15 protein-coding genes are annotated in these 20,008 nt (G+C 51.7%); 9 read left to right on the top strand and 6 right to left on the bottom strand.

Annotation, left to right across the window (positions count from 1 at the left end):
- The first annotated feature begins 9 nt into the window (after positions 1-9).
- The 3 genes from BBD41_RS09445 to BBD41_RS09435 all read left to right on the top strand — a co-directional run bounded on the left by BBD41_RS09445 (position 10) and on the right by BBD41_RS09435 (position 6,806).
- Positions 10-816: a sigma factor-like helix-turn-helix DNA-binding protein gene (locus BBD41_RS09445; protein ID WP_237087043.1), complete on the top strand. Its 807-nt coding sequence runs from the start codon at positions 10-12 to the stop codon at positions 814-816.
- Positions 817-1,191: 375 nt separating this feature from the next.
- Complete coding sequence (locus BBD41_RS09440) at positions 1,192-4,545, top strand: S-layer homology domain-containing protein (RefSeq protein ID WP_099477401.1); 3,354 nt, start codon at positions 1,192-1,194, stop codon at positions 4,543-4,545.
- Positions 4,546-4,718: 173 nt separating this feature from the next.
- Positions 4,719-6,806 carry a bacterio-opsin activator gene (locus BBD41_RS09435; RefSeq protein ID WP_099477400.1) on the top strand — a complete coding sequence of 696 codons (2,088 nt, stop codon included), beginning with the start codon at positions 4,719-4,721 and terminating at the stop codon, positions 6,804-6,806.
- A 265-nt stretch (positions 6,807-7,071) separates the two neighbouring features.
- Here BBD41_RS09435 and BBD41_RS09430 read toward each other — a convergent pair whose 3' ends face one another.
- Positions 7,072-7,629 carry a hypothetical protein gene (locus BBD41_RS09430; RefSeq protein WP_099477399.1) on the bottom strand — a complete coding sequence of 186 codons (558 nt, stop codon included), beginning with the start codon at positions 7,627-7,629 and terminating at the stop codon, positions 7,072-7,074.
- Positions 7,630-7,811: 182 nt separating this feature from the next.
- Here BBD41_RS09430 and BBD41_RS09425 point away from each other — a divergent pair, with 182 nt between their 5' ends.
- Together BBD41_RS09425 and BBD41_RS09420 are read left to right on the top strand one after the other, a co-directional pair.
- On the top strand, positions 7,812-8,405 hold the full coding sequence (locus BBD41_RS09425; RefSeq protein ID WP_099477398.1) for a TetR/AcrR family transcriptional regulator: 594 nt from the start codon (positions 7,812-7,814) through the stop codon (positions 8,403-8,405).
- A gap of 220 nt (positions 8,406-8,625) precedes the next feature.
- Positions 8,626-9,483 carry a hypothetical protein gene (locus tag BBD41_RS09420; RefSeq protein ID WP_099477397.1) on the top strand — a complete coding sequence of 286 codons (858 nt, stop codon included), beginning with the start codon at positions 8,626-8,628 and terminating at the stop codon, positions 9,481-9,483.
- A gap of 49 nt (positions 9,484-9,532) precedes the next feature.
- Here the strand turns inward: BBD41_RS09420 and BBD41_RS09415 are convergent, their stop codons facing one another.
- The 5 genes from BBD41_RS09415 to BBD41_RS09395 all read right to left on the bottom strand — a co-directional run bounded on the left by BBD41_RS09415 (position 9,533) and on the right by BBD41_RS09395 (position 15,958).
- Positions 9,533-10,321 carry a response regulator transcription factor gene (locus tag BBD41_RS09415; RefSeq protein WP_077569573.1) on the bottom strand — a complete coding sequence of 263 codons (789 nt, stop codon included), beginning with the start codon at positions 10,319-10,321 and terminating at the stop codon, positions 9,533-9,535.
- The gene (locus tag BBD41_RS09410) at positions 10,314-12,014 is read right to left on the bottom strand and encodes a sensor histidine kinase (protein WP_099477396.1); all 1,701 of its coding nucleotides are present in this window, start codon (positions 12,012-12,014) and stop codon (positions 10,314-10,316) included. The genes BBD41_RS09415 and BBD41_RS09410 overlap by 8 nt, the downstream gene beginning before the upstream one ends.
- Positions 12,015-12,148: 134 nt before the next feature.
- The gene (locus BBD41_RS09405) at positions 12,149-13,804 is read right to left on the bottom strand and encodes an ABC transporter permease (RefSeq protein WP_099477395.1); all 1,656 of its coding nucleotides are present in this window, start codon (positions 13,802-13,804) and stop codon (positions 12,149-12,151) included.
- Positions 13,801-14,913, bottom strand: a complete 1,113-nt coding sequence (locus BBD41_RS09400; RefSeq protein ID WP_099477394.1) for an ABC transporter ATP-binding protein — start codon at positions 14,911-14,913, stop codon at positions 13,801-13,803. Before BBD41_RS09400 ends, BBD41_RS09405 begins: the two co-directional genes overlap by 4 nt.
- A gap of 22 nt (positions 14,914-14,935) precedes the next feature.
- Positions 14,936-15,958 (bottom strand): ABC transporter substrate-binding protein, encoded by a 1,023-nt coding sequence (locus BBD41_RS09395; protein ID WP_099477393.1) that lies wholly within the window; start codon positions 15,956-15,958, stop codon positions 14,936-14,938.
- Between the two features lie 246 nt (positions 15,959-16,204).
- Between BBD41_RS09395 and BBD41_RS09390 the strand changes: the two genes are divergently transcribed.
- From BBD41_RS09390 to BBD41_RS09375, 4 genes are all read left to right on the top strand, one after another.
- Positions 16,205-16,432: a hypothetical protein gene (locus BBD41_RS09390; RefSeq protein ID WP_077569569.1), complete on the top strand. Its 228-nt coding sequence runs from the start codon at positions 16,205-16,207 to the stop codon at positions 16,430-16,432.
- 262 nt (positions 16,433-16,694) lie between these two features.
- Positions 16,695-17,069 carry a BlaI/MecI/CopY family transcriptional regulator gene (locus BBD41_RS09385; protein WP_099477392.1) on the top strand — a complete coding sequence of 125 codons (375 nt, stop codon included), beginning with the start codon at positions 16,695-16,697 and terminating at the stop codon, positions 17,067-17,069.
- An 8-nt stretch (positions 17,070-17,077) separates the two neighbouring features.
- Positions 17,078-18,601 carry a M56 family metallopeptidase gene (locus tag BBD41_RS09380; RefSeq protein ID WP_099477391.1) on the top strand — a complete coding sequence of 508 codons (1,524 nt, stop codon included), beginning with the start codon at positions 17,078-17,080 and terminating at the stop codon, positions 18,599-18,601.
- Positions 18,602-18,872: 271 nt separating this feature from the next.
- Complete coding sequence (locus BBD41_RS09375; protein ID WP_099477390.1) at positions 18,873-19,748, top strand: radical SAM/SPASM domain-containing protein; 876 nt, start codon at positions 18,873-18,875, stop codon at positions 19,746-19,748.
- Positions 19,749-20,008 lie beyond the last annotated feature (260 nt).

Raw genomic sequence — 20,008 nt, 5'->3', positions numbered from 1 at the left:
TGAACGGACGTGTTAATCCCGGACCGGCCGTTCCAAGAGGCCTTCCTGAGTTATGAAAGACTTCAGGATGCGGATGCCATTCGAAATGAACGGGCGTATTTATACAAAATCGTGACGAATCGGTGTCTGGACCTTTTACGCTCATCCGTCAAAAAGTTATACGTCGGCCCCTGGCTCCCGGAGCCCCTCATCGAGAAGGGGGCTTCGGATGGCGCATCAGTTGGCGATCCTTCCGACACATATTTGCGCTCAGAGTCGATTTCCACGGCCTACCTATTGCTGCTGCAGCAGCTGAATGCGATGGAACGGGCGGTGTTTCTCCTGCGCGAGATTTTCCAGTATTCGTTTGAGGAAATTGCCGATATGGTCGGGAAGAGCAACGCGAACTGCCGGCAAATTTTCCATCGCGCCAAGAAGAGCATCCATTTCGATCCGGACCAGCATCCGTCGGTATCGACGGCGGAGAAGCATATCAAGGATTTCGTGGCATCGCTATTGCAGGGAGATACGACTAGACTGCTAGAGCTGGTTAGCGAAGATGTGGTTTTCTACTCGGATGGCGGAGGCAAAGTCAAAGCGGCGCAAGTGCCTGTGGTTGGATTTGAGCTCGTGCTGAAATTCCATCAATTCCTGATCAAAACGTATGCAGGCCGATTTACGTACTCTTTCCTCATGGTGAACGGACTCCCGGGGATCCGATTCCTGCTGGATGAAACCGTCCAATACGTGTATTCCTTCGCTTACCGCGATCATAAAATTCATGCGATCTATACCGTCGCGAATCCGGATAAGTTAAGGCATCTGCCTCTCGGATGAATTCCGCTTTTTAATCCAGCGTGCTTTTAGACAGTTTCCGCTAAGCAATACGATCGTTCTACCGAGCAACAACGGCCGTCAACCAGATGATCGGCAGTCATTTGATTGATGATGACGAGAAAATGAGCGAGTGTAACGGTCCGTGTAAAGGCGACGGCTTTATAAAAATGATTAGCCGAGCGATCATAGGGCGTCCCCCTGACAGTCGCTTGGTTTTTTCGTTTGATTCACATGTCCCCGAACTTGAAACAAAAATGAGACAGTTCTTGATCGACAAATGGTTTACACTGATTGGAGATGTTCATATTGATCAGGTCACGGCGTGTATTGATGATTTATTGATGACTGTGCTGATGTCAAAGGAGAAACGGGTTTATGAAAAAAATGTCCATCATGCTGGCGGTACTGCTCATTTTTTCGGCGGTGCTTACTCCCTTGGCTTCCGCTGCGTCTGGGGTTCGGGCCGGAAACGCCTCGATTCCGTCCGAAGCGGACGGCTGGGTGTGGGTCGGGACCGCAGAGGAACTGGCCTATATCAATCGGAATCAAGCGGCTTATCTGGATCGGAATATCCGATTGACCGGCGACATCGATATGACCGGATACGATTGGGTGCCCTTCGCCGATGAAGCGACCGTCTTCAGCGGCATTTTCGACGGAAGGGGATACCGGATCAAAGGCCTCACCATCGACGGCGGGACTTTAGAGTATGTCGGCTTCTTCGGCCGTGTATCAGGAGCTATTCGTAATCTGAACGTAACGGTTCACGTGAACGGTGGCAGCTATGCCGGCGGATTGGTGGGTCATCTGATCGGCGGCAGCATCATCAACTCGCATTCGCAGGGCTCTGTTACGGCCGGAGATACGGGTTACGTGAGTGCAGCAGGCGGGTTGGCCGGGGCGGCCAATGGCGATTCGAGCATTCTCCGCTCATCTTCATCCGCTGCCGTGAAGAGCGGCGATGCCTCCAATCAGTATGCCGGAGGGCTTGTCGGATCCCAAGGTAGAGGCTCCATCAGGGACTCTTATGCCACCGGAACAGTCACGAATACAGGGGGAGGCCACTATTATTATGGCGGCGGTTTTGCCGGACATTTGATATACGGAACCATTGCCAACAGCTATTCTTCGACTGCCGTCATGCAATCCGGAAGCGTTATCTATTACACCGCGGGCGGTTTTATCGGAACCATGGCGGTTGCCACGATCAACGCCTCGTATTATGATATTGCGGCATCGTCCTTAACTACTGGCGTGGGGAGTGGGGATATCATTGGCTCGCCTCATCTCACGGGCCTTACGACCAGTGACATGAAGGCAGCTTCCAACTATCACGGCTGGGACTTCACCGATCTTTGGGCCCTGGATGCTGGCATCAATAGCGGCTATCCATATTTGCGCCCCGCCATCTTGACGACCGATCTTCCGCGTGCAGTCAAGGACGTCCCCTATTCGAGTGCGATGGACGCTTTCGATGGCTCAAGAGGCGGGCTGACATGGATTGCCTCCGGGCTTCCGGATGGCCTATCAATGACAGCCTACGGCATGATCGAAGGCAGTCCTAAGGAGAGCGGCACATTTACGGTTGCGGTTTCGGTAACCGATGCGGGCCAGAGCAAGGTCAGCACAGTGTTGACCCTGCACGTGGATGAATCTGCTCCGGATATCGACGGATTTGTCGTTAGTCCAGGCAGCGCGAACGGGTCGACAAGCGTGACGGCAGTCCCGAGCGATCCCGGCCACACGTTTGCTTATCTGCTCGGGCCAGATGCGGGCGTGCGTCCCTTAAGGGGGGGAGCGCTGCCCGGCGAAGCGGTTTTGTACTCGCTAGGCACGGACATTATGGATCCGATCCGGGGGCAATTTCTTCAGGTATTTGAAGTGGATGAACAAAAGCATATCGAGGCATGGAGCAGCGTCCAGGTGGAAGCGGCTCATATTCAAGACCAGGTCCGGGTTACGGGAGTGACGCTGGATCAGACGGAGCTGCCCCTTACGGCAGGAGGGGCTTTACAGAAGCTGACAGCCGTCCTTACGCCGGTAAATGCGACGAACCCGGCGGTCGTATGGGCCTCCAGTGATCCAGCCGTCGCGGCGGTGAACCAGAGCGGCGAGGTGACGCCGATCGCTGAAGGTACGGCGTTCATTACGGTGACAACGGTCGACGGCGGGTACACGGCTGCCGCTACGGTGACGGTGCAGTCCGCTCCTGTGGCTGCAGGGACGGTCATTGGCTCGGTGTACGGCACTGGCAATACGCCGCTGGCGGGTGCGATGGTATCGGCAGGCGGCGTAACGGGTGTCACCTACGGGAATGGGGATTTTACACTGACGAACGTGACTGCAGGCATCCATTCGCTTACGGTGACGGCAGCGGGTTATGGCAGCCATACGACAACCGTGAATGTCTTAGCGGGGGAGACAGCGGATGTAGGACGCATCGATTTGAGCGCTGCCAATCCCCCTGTACAGGAGAACCCTGAACCCGCTGAATCTCCATCCTATGGCTGGGTTCCTGCTCCCGTTCCTGCCCCTACGCCGGATCCAAGGATGACCGTAAGGATCAACGGTCAACACGTCCAGGTGACCATCAAGAACGAGCAGGAGCAGGACGGACGTACCGTTCTACGGCTTATCCCGGGCTCCGAGCTGGTACGGTCGTGGGCTGGTGGCGGGGATGAGATCCTCATTGATATCGACAATAAGGAGCCGGTGGTGAAGGTGGATCTTCCGGCGGAAGCGCTGCAGGATCTCCTTGCGGCGAGACCGAACGCCGTCATTCGAATTGGGGTGAACGGCGCAAGCAGCAGCGTCCCGCTGCTTGTTCTAAGTGACCTTCGGAATCGAGCGAATGTAACGATCGTCATAGCCACAATGGCCGAGACTGCAAGCCGCGAGCTGGAGGAGGAATTGTCCCGTCAGGGATATGACATGCTGGCGGAACCGGCGAGCTTTGATGTGTACGGCGATGGTGGCGAAAGAATTGAAGCCGAGGGCACGTACATGGAGCGGACATTCTCAATGAACGCTGCGGCGGCCCCCGACCGTTCCACGGTCATCCGGGTGGATGATGCTGGGAAGCTGCACTATGTCCCGTCCGTATTCGAAAGGGGGACGGCGACTTTGTACAGCGCGCATAACGGCATATATACTGCGGTACGCTCAAACCGAACCTTCGAGGATATCCGGGGACATTGGGGGCAAAACGATATCGAGCGGATGGCGAACAAGCTGATCGTGAACGGCTCGGCCGACGGCATGTTTGACCCTAACCGTACGGTGACCCGCGCCGAGTTCGCAGCGATGCTCGTCCGTGCGCTCGAACTGGCCGAGAAGCCGCAGCGTGCTTCCTACGCCGATGTGGCGCCGAACGAAGCGTGGTACGCCGGTGCGGTTGGAGCGGCATCCGCGGCCGGCTTGATAGAAGGCTATGCCGACGGTTCGTTCCGACCGGACGCAGAGATCACGCGGGAGCAGGCAGCGGTTATGCTGGGCAGAGCGGTCCGATACGCCGGCGGGCTTCCGCCGCAGGACGCTTCGGGGTTAGAACGCTTCTCGGATCATGCCCGGGTATCCGGCTGGGCCAAGGGGCCGGCTGCCGACCTGCTGGCCGCAGGCTTGATCGAAGGCGTCGGAAATGATGCGTTCGCTCCGCAGGGGTTTACCACGCGCGCCCAGAGCGCCGTGCTCTTATGCCGTATGCTCCACTACTTGAATTTCATCAACTAATCGCAGCCGCATGGCTCACGCGTGCATTCCGCCAGGAATGTGCGCTTTTTTTTTGCGATTCTTCCGTTATCATGCCTGTCCGAGTCTCGAATCATAGTATAGTATACAAATAGAAGGTTGATAGGTTAGCGGATTTCGGCTTGCGGGAAGCGGATGGGGTGAGGATATAACGAATGGAGAACATGGCAAGGCATCGCATCATCGGTTTTGATCGGGAAATGAAGAGCTTCACGGATTGGCTGGCGGACGCCGAGGCGAAGACATCCATCTTTTCGATATCAGGGATTGGGGGCATTGGCAAAACAACACTGCTGCTTCAAATGGCTAGCACGGCAAGGCAGGTCTCCGTACGTTCTCTTTGGCTGGACGGACGAGGCGGCTTAGCGACCTCGGGCGCTTTTCTGGCGGGCCTGGAGATGAGTCTGGCAACCGAATACGGAAGAACCCGGGATCGGGACACGGCGCTGCTGCCGTACATCGCTTCGGAACTGTCCCTCCAGCCTACCGTCCTGCTCATGGACAATTGCGAGGAGATCGAAGGGCTGGAAGGCTGGCTGTTCTCCAGCTTCCTTCCGGAATTGAAGACCGCCCGCGTGTTGTTCGTTTGTGCCTCGCGCAACGGACTGCCGCTGTGGCAGACGAATCCGGAATGGAAGTCCCAATTACGAAGGTTCCCCCTGCGGCTGTTTACACGAGAAGAGGTCTACGATTATTTAGGTAGCAGCGGATTGTCTGCGAAATTGCAAAGGGAGATTGCCGAGAAGACGGACGGCCACCCGTTGTCGCTCGCCTTGACCGTAGATATGCTGCTTTCCGAATCTGCGGATGAGTGGGATGTATGGCGAGAAGTTCCGGCAGTGTTGAGTGCCGAATTTTTGCGGGAAGCCGCCTCTCCCAGCCTTTACCGCGCGCTGACGGCCTTGTCGCTCCTGCCGGCAGCCAATGAGGCGCTGCTGAACCGTTTGTTGGACAAGCCCTTGGAAGGGGCGGACTACTACCAGCTGACGGCACTTTCATTTGTTCGGGATACGCTCGACGGAATATCGCTGCATCAGGTCGTCGCTCGAATCCTACGGGAGGATTTCGCGCGCAGAACCCCCGAGCAATTCGAAGCGGTTCGCCATCAGGCGTTCGTCCTGCTGGCGGAGCGGTTTCATTCGGTCGATCAACGGATGCAGATGCGCCTGAGTGCCCACATCTTGGAGCTGTACCGCGAATTCTTGCCCTCGGCCCATGCTTACGCCAATTTCTCGTCAAGCCTGAAGCCCGGCGAGCAGAAGCCGTTCGAGCAGGAGGATCTGCCGGATTTGCAGCGTTTGATGAAGGCGTCGATTCTCGGTTCCGACTGGCAGTCCGAGCTGGTCGATCCTGACAATTACCCGGCTTTGCTGGACGAGATTGCAGATCAATTTCCTGAGGGGATCTTTGTTGTAAGGGATGAGAAAGGGGGGCCGCTGGCGTTCTGCGCAGGCCTGTGGCTCCATGCCTTGAGCATGCCCTTGCTGGAACGATACGCGCCTGGGTGCAGGCAGATGCTGGGGGAGGAGGCTTCTTCGCTGCATCAGCTTCCTCCGGAGGCGGCTGATACGATATTCGTCCTGTTGTCCGCAGTCAATTCCGAACATTCCTTATATCGTCCTGAAGAGCTGGGGGCCTTGCTGATGCAGCAGTGGCTGGTCCATATGACCAGAGGGCTGCGGGGAATTCTGGCGGCAGCGGACCCGCAGCTGAATGCCTTATTATCGGTGCTAGGCTTTCAAGCGTGCGGGAAAGTGACGGGATTCGCGGGCATTGAATTGACGACATGGGAGCTTGATTTTCGGCACACGGCCTTTGATCAGTGGATTCAGCGGATCATTCGGCAGACGGAGACAGCAGCTGTTCCATCCGCGCATCCGCGGGAGAATGGCCATCGCCCATCCATAGAAAGAAGTGAAATGAAGGAAATGCTGGAGCGGCTGTTTGCGCTGGACAAGCTGGAAGAACTCCCTGTCATGCGGCGTTTCCGTTGGAGCGGACTGCAGGTGAGGACAATCATCCAGGAGATTCTGGCCGACGCACGTCAAGCGGGGCCGCTGACGGCAATGGAGAAGGAAATCTTAATTGCAGGTTATCTGCGCAAGGACCGGAATAAAAGCGAGCTCGCAGCATCCTTTCATATGAGCAGAGCGACCTTTTACCGTCATATGCGTTTGGCCGAACAGCATCTGGCTTATGTGCTGGGCGATAGGCTGAGGCAGGCGGGAGGGGCTTCGTTATGAACGAAAAAAGAAGTAACCCGCCACAGGTTGATCGGCCTGAATGAGACGGGTTACTGTCTTGTGAAACACGGAGTGGGGCAATCCCACTACACATGCTGTATAGGGGAGCAGTCCTGGCCGACTGCTCCTTATTCTAAATTTATCATAGCATTTCCCAAGTTATACACCTTCTTAAGTTGAGAAACTTCTTAATGACAAAGCAGGATGTGTTGGGCTACCGGTTCTTGCCCCTCCTCAAGTACTCCAATCCATCATTCAACTCCCTTCACCGGCAGGGTTTCCCTCCCCCATAATGATCGACCGCAAAGCCGAACAATACCTTGATCACGAACAACATGCCAATAATCAGCATATAAGGCGTGATTCCAGGCAGCATGGGCATGCAGCCCAGGCCGGCGGCCATCAGCAAGCTCGCTGCGAATAATTGCGTGTGCTTCCTGATTAAGGCATTCACGATAAATGCTCCGATCACCGTATAAGCCCATATGCCGAAGGCATAGCCCGTGTCGGTATTCAGTAGAAAAGCGATCAGGACGATATGGACATGGACCGCAATGAATACGATTCGATTGGCGGCCCGTGCAGCATAGAAATTGCTGGTGGAGGCCGTAAAATTCGCAATGCAGCCGGCAAACACGTCGAAGATCAACAATAAGGCCAGGGTGCTGCGCCATGCCGGCAAATGCCCGGTCATTTCCGGGAATCGGTAATATAACGCAGCCGTCAGCATGCCCCCAAACAGCAGGATGGTCAGAATGGCTCCTACCGACTGCTTTTCTCCAAATACATCGTGCAAATAAGAAGGCATTCGCAGCTGTTTCATTTCGCTTCACTCCCATCATAATTGGAACAACCCATACACTTATTTTAAAAATTATGTAGTAAATTCGATGTTTCACTCTAAAACAATTATATCGACACGAATCCGATGCTTCAATATGTTTTGTAGTATTTTTATTGTTTCGGTCTAAAACTTTGGTTACACTACATATGAGGTGAAGGCTGATGAACGGCTACGAACGACGGAAGCAGAAGAAAATGGAGCAGATTTTCGAGGCAGCGATTGAATTATTTTTCAAACACGGCTTTCAGAAGGTCAACGTTAATGAAATCGCGCAGAAAGCAAAGGTCTCTCCGGCAACGATCTATAATTACTTCGGTACGAAGGAGCAGCTTTATGCCGATTCCTTGATCCATTGGATGGACAAGCAGATGGTGCAGTATGAGGCTATTCTGGATTCGGGGCGGACTTTTCCCGAGAAGACGAAGGAAATCATGCTGCTGGAGGCGCGTAATCTGAACATTTTAGGCGAGGAATTTCCGAAAGTCCCGTCCTCCGAATTAAGTGGGCTGATGGATACAATGGACCGCTACAGCGAGGAGAAAATCGTCGGCTTTTTCAAAAGGTTTATCGCGCTCGGCAAGCAGGAGGGATATATTCGGGAGGAACGATCAGAAGAGATGCTGGTGCGTTACTTCACGATGTTCCAGAATGAACTGCGTCGGCATTGGGAATCAGCGAATCAAGAGCGGATGACCTGGAGCATGGATCAATGGATGGAATTGTTTTTCTACGGGGCGGCTGGACGGGAAAACTAACCTAAAAAGGCTCATTCTAACTTGAACATGAGTTAGAAATGAGCCTTTTGCACGTTAAATCCGTGAAAAAAGGATAATAAAGGCGTCGTCTTTTCTTTCCTTTCCCTCATCAAAGCCATCATCCTGCGACGCAGAAGGAGATTCTTTAATCATTTATAGAGGAATAACCCCCATATAATCGAATAACTCTAGAAACTCTAAAGGGAAGAGAGGGATACTGATGAACATGCAGACACTAGCGGAGAAACTAAGTGCCGGCGCGTTTGATGATATTCTAAAACGTGACTTTTCGCGGGACATGATTTCTGAATTAGAACGGATGAACGCGGTCCAATTGGAAAATAAATTGAAAGACACCTTAGCAGTACCGATCGATATATCGAAGCCGAGGGTATTCGAGTATCTTCAATTGTATTATTCAGCATCTTGGCACAATCTCTTCATGGAGCTGAATCTCCCCCGTGCTTTAAGCCTTTTGGAGGTTGGTTCAGGTGATATTGTTTACATTCCAAAGGCTTTAGACGCTTATTCCAACAACATGGGCACCTATGTGACTGCCAATCTTAACAGGGAGCTGACCCGAAGCTTTCAGGACAAAACGCAAGGAATGGCAATCAACGTACAGGTGATTGAGGACGATGCCGCAAATATCGGTTTATATTATCCGGAGTCCTCCTTTGACGTTGTCGCTTTCCATCACGCAATTAACGATATCATCCAGACCATTATCGCCGACCGTGAGGGCATTGATACGGTAAATCAAGATTGGTGGACGATCGAACCTTTAATGCTGCAAGCTGTCATGGATTATCACCGAAAAGGCATGTTGAAGGATGCAGCATACGATGCGTTTATCCAAATCATGGACACAAGCCATAAGCAGTTAAAGAGCGGAGGGTACATGATCTTTGATAACATTACGTATGCCGGATATGACGAAATAGGTTATTCCTCCGAATTTCACAGCAGCTATATAGAGCTGGCTAGAAGCTGGATTAGCGAAGCAAACCTAGGTATGGAAGAGATTGAAATCGATTCGTATGATAACCGATGGTGGATGGTATTGAGAAAAATGTAATTCGATTATCCCGGGAACCACCCGCCGCGCCACAAGGCATTCTCTCATCCTACGATTGCTTCTTCTCGAAATACTCCTGATACTGGCTCGGCGTGACGTGGGCGTACTTTTTGAAGATGCTGATAAAATATTTGTAGTCGCTAAATCCGATGTCCTGAGCGATGGTGTATACTTTGTTATCGCCTGACTTCAGTAAATCGATCGATTTCTGAATGCGGTAGCGATTGAGAAAATCATTGAAGGTATAGCTTGTCTCGGCCTTGAATTTCTGGTTCAGGTAGTAGGCGCTCAAACCTAGCTCTTCCACGAGATCGTGAATGCTGATTTTCTTGGCATAGTTCTCTTGGACATAGGCGATCATCTTGGACACATACTTCGAGGTTTTGGTTTCCTTCTCCAAAAATTTGCTGCTAATAATCTCTTCCTTTTCCTGCGGATGCTTCGAGATCACTTCATATTTGCGGAGCAGGTCCACTTTAGACTTGGCCGATTCCAGGGCTTCAACCAGCTGCTCGTCCTCGAGCGGCTTCACCAGAAACTCAGTCACCCCTAACTGGAGTGCCTGCTTCGCAAGGTGGAATTCATTATAGCCGGAGATAATGATGCTGCTGAACGTATGCTGCTTGAGGCCTTCGCGAATCATCGAGATCCCGTCCATGATCGGCATGGTAATGTCGGTGATGACGATATCCGGCTTCAACTCGCAGATCTTCTCGTAGCCATCCTGTCCGTTCAGCCCTTCCTCCATGACGATGCAATCGTATTGAACCCAGTCGATGCTGAACCGTATCCCCCTGCGAATCATATCCTCATCTTCGACCAGCAGAACTTTAAACATGATATCCACTCCATTCGTAAGGAATCGTAAGTGCCACACAGGTGCCTCTTCCTTCCGCGCTGTCAATTTGGATGCCGGATTCCTCGCCATAAAGAAGCACTAAACGGCGATGAACATTGTACAGCCCGATATGCTGCGTCGTATTCGTCTGACTCTGCAGAATGTGGTTCACTTCCTGCAGCCGCTGCGCACTCATGCCTTGTCCATTGTCGCGCACCTCCAATAGGAGCTTGCCGGTGGAGGTGTATATGTTAATTTCGATCAGCACCTTGCTCTGATTTTCATAGCCATATTTGATAGCGTTTTCGATTATCGGCTGCAGCAGCAGCTTGGGGACGTATACATCCAGGGTTTCCTCTGCGACGTTAACCCGATATTCCAGCCGGTCGTTGAACCGGATTTGCTGCAGCTTCAGGTAATCGCGCACATAATTCATGTCATTCTTCAGCTGGACGCTGCGGTCAGGCCCGATGCTGTACCTTAGCAGCCGGGATAGAATCAGCACGATCTCCTGGGCTTGATTCGCGTCAATCTTAATGGCATAGCGCAGCGTTTCCAGAACATTGAAAATAAAATGCGGATGGAACTGCGATTGCAGCTGCTTCACCTCGATAATCGTGCGGAGCTCCGACAGCTCTTTATTTTTCTCGATCAACTCTTTCAACCGATCCAGCATCACATTATACTCATTACCGAGAATTTGAAACTCGTCGTTGGTCTGAATGTCGACATAGCCATTGAAATTACCTTCGCGCAGCTGTTCCAAGGCATGGATTAATTTATCGATCGATTCGGAGTTGCGCGCCGACATTTTATTCGCCAGAAACTCGATCAACACCCACAACAGCAGGCCGGCAGCAAGGACAAATAACGATACCGTAAAGTAGGTATATTGCTCCGATTTGTAGGAATTCAGCGTAACGACCTGAATCGGCGTGCCGGGGATTCGCTTGGCATACATGTAGTATTTGCCTTCGTTCAGCAGTACGTGTCCACTGCCATCGAGCTTGGGGCTGAATTTATTCAAGCCGCCTTTGGTCACATTGCTCGTCGTGGCTATGATGGTGTTATGCTCATCGGTGATCATGGCAATCTCATTATTTTGCTTGAAAATCACCTTCTGCATATCGGCTTCGTACAGCTGATAAATGATATAGCCGATCGTCTCGTTGTCCTTCACGATGGCTTGGCCAAACGTATAGCTCGTATCGCGGTCATGCGAATAACGGAAGCTGTTCATTTCCGTCAGCGTGTCGCCGGGCCGCTGGTCGATCCGATGAATGAGGTTGCCGAAGGCGAAATTGGAATACAGCACGTCGGGCGGGGCGGAGCTGGCCAGAAAGACCCCGTCGGTATTGACGATATGAAAAATGCTCTTGACCTTCTGCCGATTGTTGAAATCATAAAATTCGGAATATACCTGCTCGCTGCCCAGATGGGAGCTTACATAATGGATTACGGTAGGAGAAGCGGCCATCCGCTGAATCTCCTCCTCATACTGCTGGTATACGCCCGATATGGTCTGGCTGATGGATTGGGCGGCTTCGGTCGTCTTTTGGGTCAGGTTCATTCTGCCATTCACGATCGTAAACGCCAGAAACAATACGATTAAGATGGAGAACGGGATCATCGCATAGATGCGAAATAAATGACGGGTTGATTCCTTGAAGTTACGATAAGTGATATGCTTCATGCTGCCCTCCACCTGCGGTTTGCTGTCAAAACCTATTATACTGACTCGGAGCAACCGCAGATAATCCAAATAAATCCAAGCCGCTCCTTCAGACTGCAGGTGCCGACTTGGATGTATTCTGTGTTCTAATGATTTTACATGGAAACTTCCTTCTGTCCGGAGAGCTTCAGGAAGACGAGCAGGGATACCACCGTAATGACGGTCAGAATCGTGGACAGCGCTGCCGCCACTCCGTAGTTCCCGCGGACGACCTCGGTATAGATGGCCACCGTTACGGTCTTGGTCTTGCCCGTATACAGAATGATGGACGTGCTTAACTCGGTAATGATGGTAATCCAGCTCAGGATCGCGCCGGACACCACGCCGGCCAGCATCATCGGGAGCGTAATCTTGAAGAATGTCTTCATCTGGGAAGCTCCCAGACTGATGGCTGCTTCCTCGATCCCGTCGTTAATCTGATGCAGGATGGCTGCGCTGGATCGGATCGTATACGGCAGGCGCCGGATGACAAAGGAGATGATCATAATGACGGCCGTTCCGCTCAAGGCCAGCGGCTTATTGTTGAACGTGATCAGCAGCGCGATCCCGAGAATGGAGCCGGGAACGATATACGGGAACATCGTGAAGATATCCAGCGTGTTGGTTAGCGCATTCTTTCTGCGAACGGTTACGTAGGCGATCAGAATCGCGAGCAGGATGATGACGATCAGCGACACGATGGCCAGGAAGAACGTGTTCAGAATGACACCGCCAATATTACTGAAGGCATCCTGGTAGCTTTGGAGCGAGAACCCTTTAACGAACACTCTGCCGTTGGATTTCAGGAACGAAGTATAGATGACATAGAGCTGCGGCAGCAGCGCGATTAACGTGTACAGATAGATAACGGCATGGGCAGCGATATTGCCGATGCCCTTCTTCTTCTTGGCTTCGATCGGATGCAGTGCGCTCATCGTAAAGGATTTGCGATTGGCTACGAATTTTTGCAGCAGGAAGATCGTAGTGGCGAACAGAACGACAATGACACTGATCGCTGCCGCAAAGCCGTCGTCGCCGCCGACCTCGCTGATGAACTCGTTAAAAATCAGCACGGGCACAGTCTTGTAGCCCTCGCCGATCAGCATCGGCGTACCGAAGTCGGCAAGCGCGCGCATGAAGACGAGCAGGCCCCCTGCCAGCAAGGTTGGGGTAATGAGCGGGAGGAGCACTTTGCGCATTTTGCTTAAGCCCTTATAGCCCATGCTTTCCGCAGCTTCCATCAGCGATTGGTCCATATTCTTCAGCGCGCCCGATACATACATGAAGATCAGCGGGACCATCTGCAAGGTCAAGACCACCAAAATCCCCGTAAACCCGTAGATATCCGGCATTTGGATTCCGAATGTGCTGCTCACGAATTTGGTAATGACGCCGCTTCTTCCCAGCAGCAGGATCCAGGAGTAAGCTCCGATAAAGGGAGCCGACATTGACGAGATCAGAATCAATACCCGAATGGCCGAGCTGCCTTTAATCTTCACCGTTGCCATAATGTAGGCCAGCGGCGTAGCGATAATCGCGGCAAGCAGGGTTACGCTGACGGTGACTTTGACGCTGTTGAACAGGGCATTTAAATAGTAGGGCTTGCTGAAAAATTTCGTGAAATAAGCCAGCGAGAAATCACCGGTCGCGCCGTTGTACACACTCTTAAACAGCATCGTAAACAAAGGCAGGGCCAGAAACAGGATGTAGAACACAAAGATCAGTAACGAAATGTTGGTCCAGACATCAAATCGTTTGCGCGTCTCTCTCATAGCCGGGCGCCCCTTGTATAGTTCAGCTCGCCTGCCGCATCATAGACATTAATCTTCTCTTTTTTGACCTTGAGATAGATGACTTGACCAGGCTCGAGGATCTGCGATGCTTTCGATTCCTGGGTGATCTCTACGCGTTGACCGGACGCCAAGTCCACAAAATAATGGGTGTTCTGCCCCAGAAAAACGCTGTGTACGATCGTTGCTTTCATGCCGGTCTGATCCTCGGTCAGGATGAACTCTTCGGGCCTAACCGAAATTTGGACATTTAGCTTATTAGCTGCGGCATCGGCCTTCGGAACCTCGATGTTAGACAGCTCTTCCGCATAGCCCGAGCCGAGCTGCAAGGCATAGCTGCCGCCTGCCGCCTTCGTTATACTTCCTGCAAGAATGTTGGTGCGGCCGATAAAGGTCGCAACGAATACGTTCGCAGGACGCTGGTAAATCTCCTGAGGTGTTCCGAGATGCTGAATGACGCCGGATTGCATGACCGCAATGCGGTCGGATACCGCCATGGCCTCCTCCTGATCATGCGTGACGTAGACGGTGGTAATTCCGACTTCTCTTTGAATGTCTTTAATCGCGTTACGCATGTCGACCCGAAGCTTGGCGTCGAGGTTGGAGAGAGGCTCGTCCATCAGCAGGACATCCGGCCGGATCACGATCGCTCTGGCTAGCGCTACACGCTGCTGCTGGCCGCCCGACAGGTTCTTGGGCATGCGGTCCTTGTAGGGCTCGATCTGGACGACCTTCAAGATGTCGTCGACCTTGGCGTTAATCTCGGCCTTGGATAATTTCCGATTCTCCAGTCCAAACGCAATGTTTCCTTTGACGGTCAAGTGGGGGAAGATCGCGTAGCTTTGAAATACCATCCCGATATTTCGCTTGCCCGGCTCCACCTGGTTAATGACACGCTCGTTAAAGTGAATCGTTCCGCCTTCAATGCTGTTAAAGCCGGCGATCATGCGCAGCAGCGTAGTCTTGCCGCATCCCGAAGGCCCGAGCAGGGTGAAGAATTCACCCTGCTTGATCTCCAGGGACAGCTCGGGAATGACGGTCGTGTCGCCGTATTTTTTGACTAAGTCTTGAATGGTTATGGTCACGCTCATGGTTGTCACCTGATTCTATAATTTATTTAACGCTAGTGAACAAATCGACATAGCGCTCAACGATTTCGGATTTATGCTCACTTACATAGTCTGTGTCTTCCTCAATCATGTAGATCTCTTCATAAGGCTTCATGTGGTCGCCGAGCTTCGTATCCTGGCGAAGCGGACGGTTCGTTAATTGGGTGCCGAATGCATCTTGTGCTTCTTTAGAGAGAATGAAGTCGATGAACTTCTTGGCATTGTCCATATGCGGAGCGTCTTTGACAATCGCCGAGCCTGCGTCGAGGAACACCGCGCCTTCTTTCGGATACACGATTTCGACCGGGGCCCCGTTCTTCACATAGGTGCTGGAAGGGTCCTCGTAGGTCAGGCCGACGACATATTCACCGTCTGCCACGCTTTTGTGCACCGCGCCGGAGCCGCTGGCGATTTTGCCGTCGAGGTTCTCGATCAGCTGGGCTACATAGCTCCAGCCTTGTTCGCTCTCATAATCGCCGCCCATCGCCTTCAGCATATTGGTTAGCTGGGCGAAAGCGGAGCTGGAGCTTGCCGGGTCGGCGGAAGCGATCTTCCCTTTGAGCTGCGGGTTCAGCAAATCCGCATAGCCTTCGATTTTGATGTCCCCGATGAGGTTTTTGTTGACCAGCAGCACGCTGCCATCCGAGATATAAGGAGTGGCGAAGCCTGTTTTATTGCGGTGGCCATCGATCAAATTTTTGTCTTCGGGCGAGACGTAAGGCTCCCACAGCGCGGCATTTTCACGGAAGCCGGCCATCGAACCGCCGAACATCACATCAGCGTAAGGGTTTTGCTTTTCCGACTGTAAGCGTTTAATAATTTCGCCCGTACCGGCCGTGACAAGCTCAACCGTAATCCCGGTTTCCTTCTCGAACATCGGAATGATCGTTTTGATGATCTCCTCGCTATTCGGGCTGTAGATGACGAGCTTATTCGACGAACCGGAGTCAGACTCGCCGCTGGCGCAACCGCTTAGCGCTCCTATAATGAGCACGCAGGTTAATAGTAAAATCGACAGCTTTTTCATGGTTGATCCCCCTTGAACATAGTTCATTTCGTAATTGCATGTTCATTGTAGCAGGGATGATAACGTTTACATAATCCCATAATCCGCAAACATCGTCTAAAATACGCAACCTATTTTGGAGTGGAGAGGAGTCCGGGCAGGAACAATTGTAAGAATTCTTTCTCCACGGTTAGGGCAAGATAGGCTTTGGAACGGGTCTGGCAAGAAAGGCTGTTCCTGTCACCATTTTCGAGGGAGTGAGCTATGATGGCTAACAAAAACGATCGTAATTCAAAGGTTGATTCTGACCGCGACACAACCAAGATGGATGTTAACGCTGGAGAAGCTTTAGGCACCGCTGGCGGAGGCGTTGCAGGTGCTGTTGTAGGCTCCGTTCTAGGTCCAATCGGCACCATTGCGGGTGGTATCGCTGGTGCAGCATTGGGGAACAAAGCAGGCGAGGCCGCAGAAGACAACGATAAAGAATCCAAGTAACAGGCGTTAAACCTAGGATATCTGTACAAGTAAAATAAGAGGACCTGAAGGAGAAATTCGGTGCTCTCGATCATTTAAGCTTATTGTAGAAGAACCGCGCTTCCGCGCGGTTCTTTAATTTTACGTATAAATTCGATAAAGCCCGTGAATACATACTCCCTTCGCTTGACATATCACTACATGATGTAGTAGGTTATAATCACTACACAGTGTAGTGATTAAACTCGTTATGGACGCATAACGACGTAAAGAGGTGTTCACCGTGAACCAGGTTCAAAAATTATCGGATACTGAGATGGAGCTCATGGAGGTGATTTGGGAGTGTACTCCGCCTGTCACATCCACGGAATTGCTCGCGCTGTTTGCCGAGAGAGGGAAGGAATGGAAGGCGCAGACCATTTCCACCTTCTTATCGCGCTTGGTGGATAAAGGGGCACTAACGGCTGCGAGGCATGGACGGACGAATAAATATACGCCTCGCATTTCGCCTGAAGATTATAAGCTCATGGAAACGCAGCACGTCCTGGACGGATTATATCAAGGCTCGGTTAAAAATCTAATTTCAGCTTTGTATGACGGGGATAAGCTTTCAGATGAAGATATCGCAGAGCTGAAGCAATGGTTCTCGGAAAAATAGGGGGCATGATGAATACAATTCTCCAAATGCTGTTTACCCTTACCGTTGCTGGAAGTGCCGTCGTAGCCTGCATACTATTGCTGCGGACCGTATCCGCCAATGTCTTTCCTGCAAAGTGGCGCTATGGAATGAGCAAAATGGCGGTAGGCTTTTATCTTGTACCCGTAGCCCTTGGCATTCAGTGGATCTCGCCGTTGTTTACATTTCATGCAACAGCAACCGCTCCCACCGCGAACGAGCTGCCTTCAACTGTGCAGCACGTGCTGCTTGGTCCGTATTCAGGAATTCATCTGAAGCCGCTTGTACCGGAACTGACCCTGTCAGCAACCGCAGCCGTTGTACTTATTGTTTTATGGGCACTCGGCGCTATAGCTTTTGCTGCATGGCAGATGTATTGTTATCGCAGATTTTTAATGAAACTAGAACCAACCCGTACGATCGCTCCGGAAAGCAGCGAAGCAGCCAAACAGCTCGCTTTCATCAAGAAGGCCCTTGGCGTGAAAAGCAGCGTCAGGCTTGCATACAGCTCCATCGTTCGGAGTCCCGTTCTCGTCGGCCTATGGAGACCAACCATTTATCTCCCTATAGAGAATACCGTCAACCTGGACATGGTGATTCGTCATGAAGTGGTCCATCTGAAACGGAAGGATTTATGGATCAAAGCGTTCACGCTCGGAGCAAGCGCCTTGCACTGGTTTAATCCCTTGGTGCACATCCTTCGCAAGGATATTCATCTTTGGAGCGAGCTCTCCTGTGATGAAGAAGTCGTAAAAGAGATGTCCCATGCCCAGCGAAAACGCTATGGGGAGACGATCTTAAGCGTCATGGCAGGATCAAGGAACCTGCCCGTGCAATTTTGTGCCTCCTTATCCGGCGACGGCAAACAATTGAAAAGGAGATTGATGATGATGCTTAATGTAAAGAAGCCTAAAAAGAAAACAGTGTATCTCACAATAACAGCATTGTTTTTGGTGGGTGCAATTAGCACATCCGCAGCGGCATGGGCATCTGGCAATTCGCCCAAAGTCGTTGAAAATGAGGGAAGTCAGGCGGAAGCTAAACCCAAAGAGGCGGCCCCTAGATTAGTGCCTTCTGATGCCGGAGTTGGCAATGAAGGGAACCAAGTTGTAACTTATCCCAAAGAAGCTGCCCCTGCCCCTATAGAAGTCGTCGTTGAGAATAAAGGAAATCAAGTCGTAACTCATCCCAAAGAAGCGGCCCCTATGGCGGTCATTGTCGAGAATAGAGGAAGCGATGTTGTAGCACCTCCAACAGAGGCAGCCCCCGTGGAAGCGGTCGTTGAGATTGAAAGGAACCATGTTGTAGCACCTCCAACAGAAGCTGCCCCTGCGGAAGCTGGCGTTCATAATGAAGGAGACCAGGTTGTAATCCAGCCCAAAGTAGCAGCTCCTTCGGAGGTGGTCGTAAGTGAAGGCAACCAAGTTGTAGCTCCTTCAACAGAAGCTCGACCTGTCGAGGAGAACTATAAGCTGCAGCCGAACGAGGTCCCTCGGGAAATTCCGTCACGCTAAGATTCATGACACTTGAAGAGCTTGCTGAGTATGATGGTGATAAGTATGAATTCAAACATAAACGATGAACGTTAAATTAAAGCAAAAATGAGAGAAGAGGGGGCTCCCTCTTCTTTCGCTTTATACAGAATGGCACCAGATTAATATTTACAGCTGCAGCTGTAGGTGTAGCTGTAAATGCCAGCCTATGGTACGATGTGGATGATTGATAGCTAGCAAACTAGCAGATCGTGATCATGCGATCATAGACATCTGGATAGGGGATAAGATCTTGAAGAAATTTAAGAAGGTTTACATAGAAATTACGAGTATTTGCAATCTGGCCTGCACGTTCTGCCCGCCTACGGAGCGAAAGGCCAACTTTATTAAAGTGGAGGACTTTGCGAGAAGATTGGACGAGATCAAGCCGCATACGAGTTACATTTATCTGCATGTGAAGGGGGAGCCCCTGCTTCATCCGAAGATCGATCAGCTGCTGGATGTTAGCCATGAAAAAGGGTTCAAGGTCAACATCACGACCAACGGTACGCTGATCGCGAAGAACCGGCACAAGCTGCTGGGCAAGCCGGCCTTAAGGCAGATGAACTTCTCGCTCCACAGCTTTGACGGCCATGTCGGCTCCACGGACCGTGAGGGATATTTGCGGGACATTCTCTCTTTCGTACGGGATGCTAAGGAGCATAATGTGATCTTCTCCTTCCGTTTGTGGAATTTGACGCAGGACAACCAAACGAATCTGGAGAAGCAGCGAAACCGCCAGACGCTTGAAATTCTGGAGAAGGAATTTAATCTCGACTACCGCATCGAGGAAAAGGTGGAGCCCGGCGGTGGAGTGAAGGTGGCCGAGAACGTCTACCTGAACCAGGACTACGAATTCCAATGGCCAAGCCTGTCGGCACCTGAGGATGACGGCAAAGGCTTCTGTCATGCGCTTCGCACCCAGGCCGCCATTCTCGTTGACGGGACGGTCGTGCCGTGCTGTCTGGACGGGGAAGGCGTCATTAATTTGGGTAATATCCACCGAACGTCGTTCTCGGATATCGTTGACGGAGAGCGGGCCAATAACCTCGTGGATGGATTTTCGCGCCGGGAAGCCGTCGAGGAGCTGTGCCGAAAATGCGGGTATCGACAGAGATTTGGGGCGTAATCTGATTGCATATAAAAGCCATTGATCGTGTAGTATACAGAATTATGAATTTGGAAATCCCGTTTCCTTAGCGGAGGGAGAAATGTGAATAGCAAACGAGATCTTGACCAAGAAAGCCTTGAAGAAAAACTAAGGTCATCAAACAGGATGCTTCACTACTCTAGTAGCGATCCTCGTTATACTCCTTATTTTTTTCTTGAAAAAGTAATCCTGAACCAGGTTATGAGTTCCCACTTGACCTAAGCATCCCTTTAGCCCCC

The sequence above is a fragment of the Paenibacillus ihbetae genome (assembly GCF_002741055.1).
In the GTDB taxonomy this organism is placed as follows: domain Bacteria; phylum Bacillota; class Bacilli; order Paenibacillales; family Paenibacillaceae; genus Paenibacillus_AQ; species Paenibacillus_AQ ihbetae.
The sequence above is the reverse complement of the archived record's forward strand: the minus strand, read 5'-3'. Positions and strand labels throughout refer to the sequence as shown.

Bases quoted from the DNA above. Each gene is read 5' to 3' on its own strand.
- BBD41_RS09440 (WP_099477401.1), top strand. From the start codon at position 1,192: ATGAAAAAAATGTCCATCATGCTGGCGGTACTGCTCATTTTTTCGGCG.
- BBD41_RS09435 (WP_099477400.1), top strand. From the start codon at position 4,719: ATGGAGAACATGGCAAGGCATCGCATCATCGGTTTTGATCGGGAAATG.
- BBD41_RS09430 (WP_099477399.1), bottom strand. From the start codon at position 7,629: ATGAAACAGCTGCGAATGCCTTCTTATTTGCACGATGTATTTGGAGAA.
- BBD41_RS09425 (WP_099477398.1), top strand. From the start codon at position 7,812: ATGAACGGCTACGAACGACGGAAGCAGAAGAAAATGGAGCAGATTTTC.
- BBD41_RS09420 (WP_099477397.1), top strand. From the start codon at position 8,626: ATGAACATGCAGACACTAGCGGAGAAACTAAGTGCCGGCGCGTTTGAT.
- BBD41_RS09415 (WP_077569573.1), bottom strand. From the start codon at position 10,321: ATGTTTAAAGTTCTGCTGGTCGAAGATGAGGATATGATTCGCAGGGGG.
- BBD41_RS09410 (WP_099477396.1), bottom strand. From the start codon at position 12,014: ATGAAGCATATCACTTATCGTAACTTCAAGGAATCAACCCGTCATTTA.
- BBD41_RS09405 (WP_099477395.1), bottom strand. From the start codon at position 13,804: ATGAGAGAGACGCGCAAACGATTTGATGTCTGGACCAACATTTCGTTA.
- BBD41_RS09400 (WP_099477394.1), bottom strand. From the start codon at position 14,913: ATGAGCGTGACCATAACCATTCAAGACTTAGTCAAAAAATACGGCGAC.
- BBD41_RS09395 (WP_099477393.1), bottom strand. From the start codon at position 15,958: ATGAAAAAGCTGTCGATTTTACTATTAACCTGCGTGCTCATTATAGGA.
- BBD41_RS09390 (WP_077569569.1), top strand. From the start codon at position 16,205: ATGGCTAACAAAAACGATCGTAATTCAAAGGTTGATTCTGACCGCGAC.
- BBD41_RS09380 (WP_099477391.1), top strand. From the start codon at position 17,078: ATGAATACAATTCTCCAAATGCTGTTTACCCTTACCGTTGCTGGAAGT.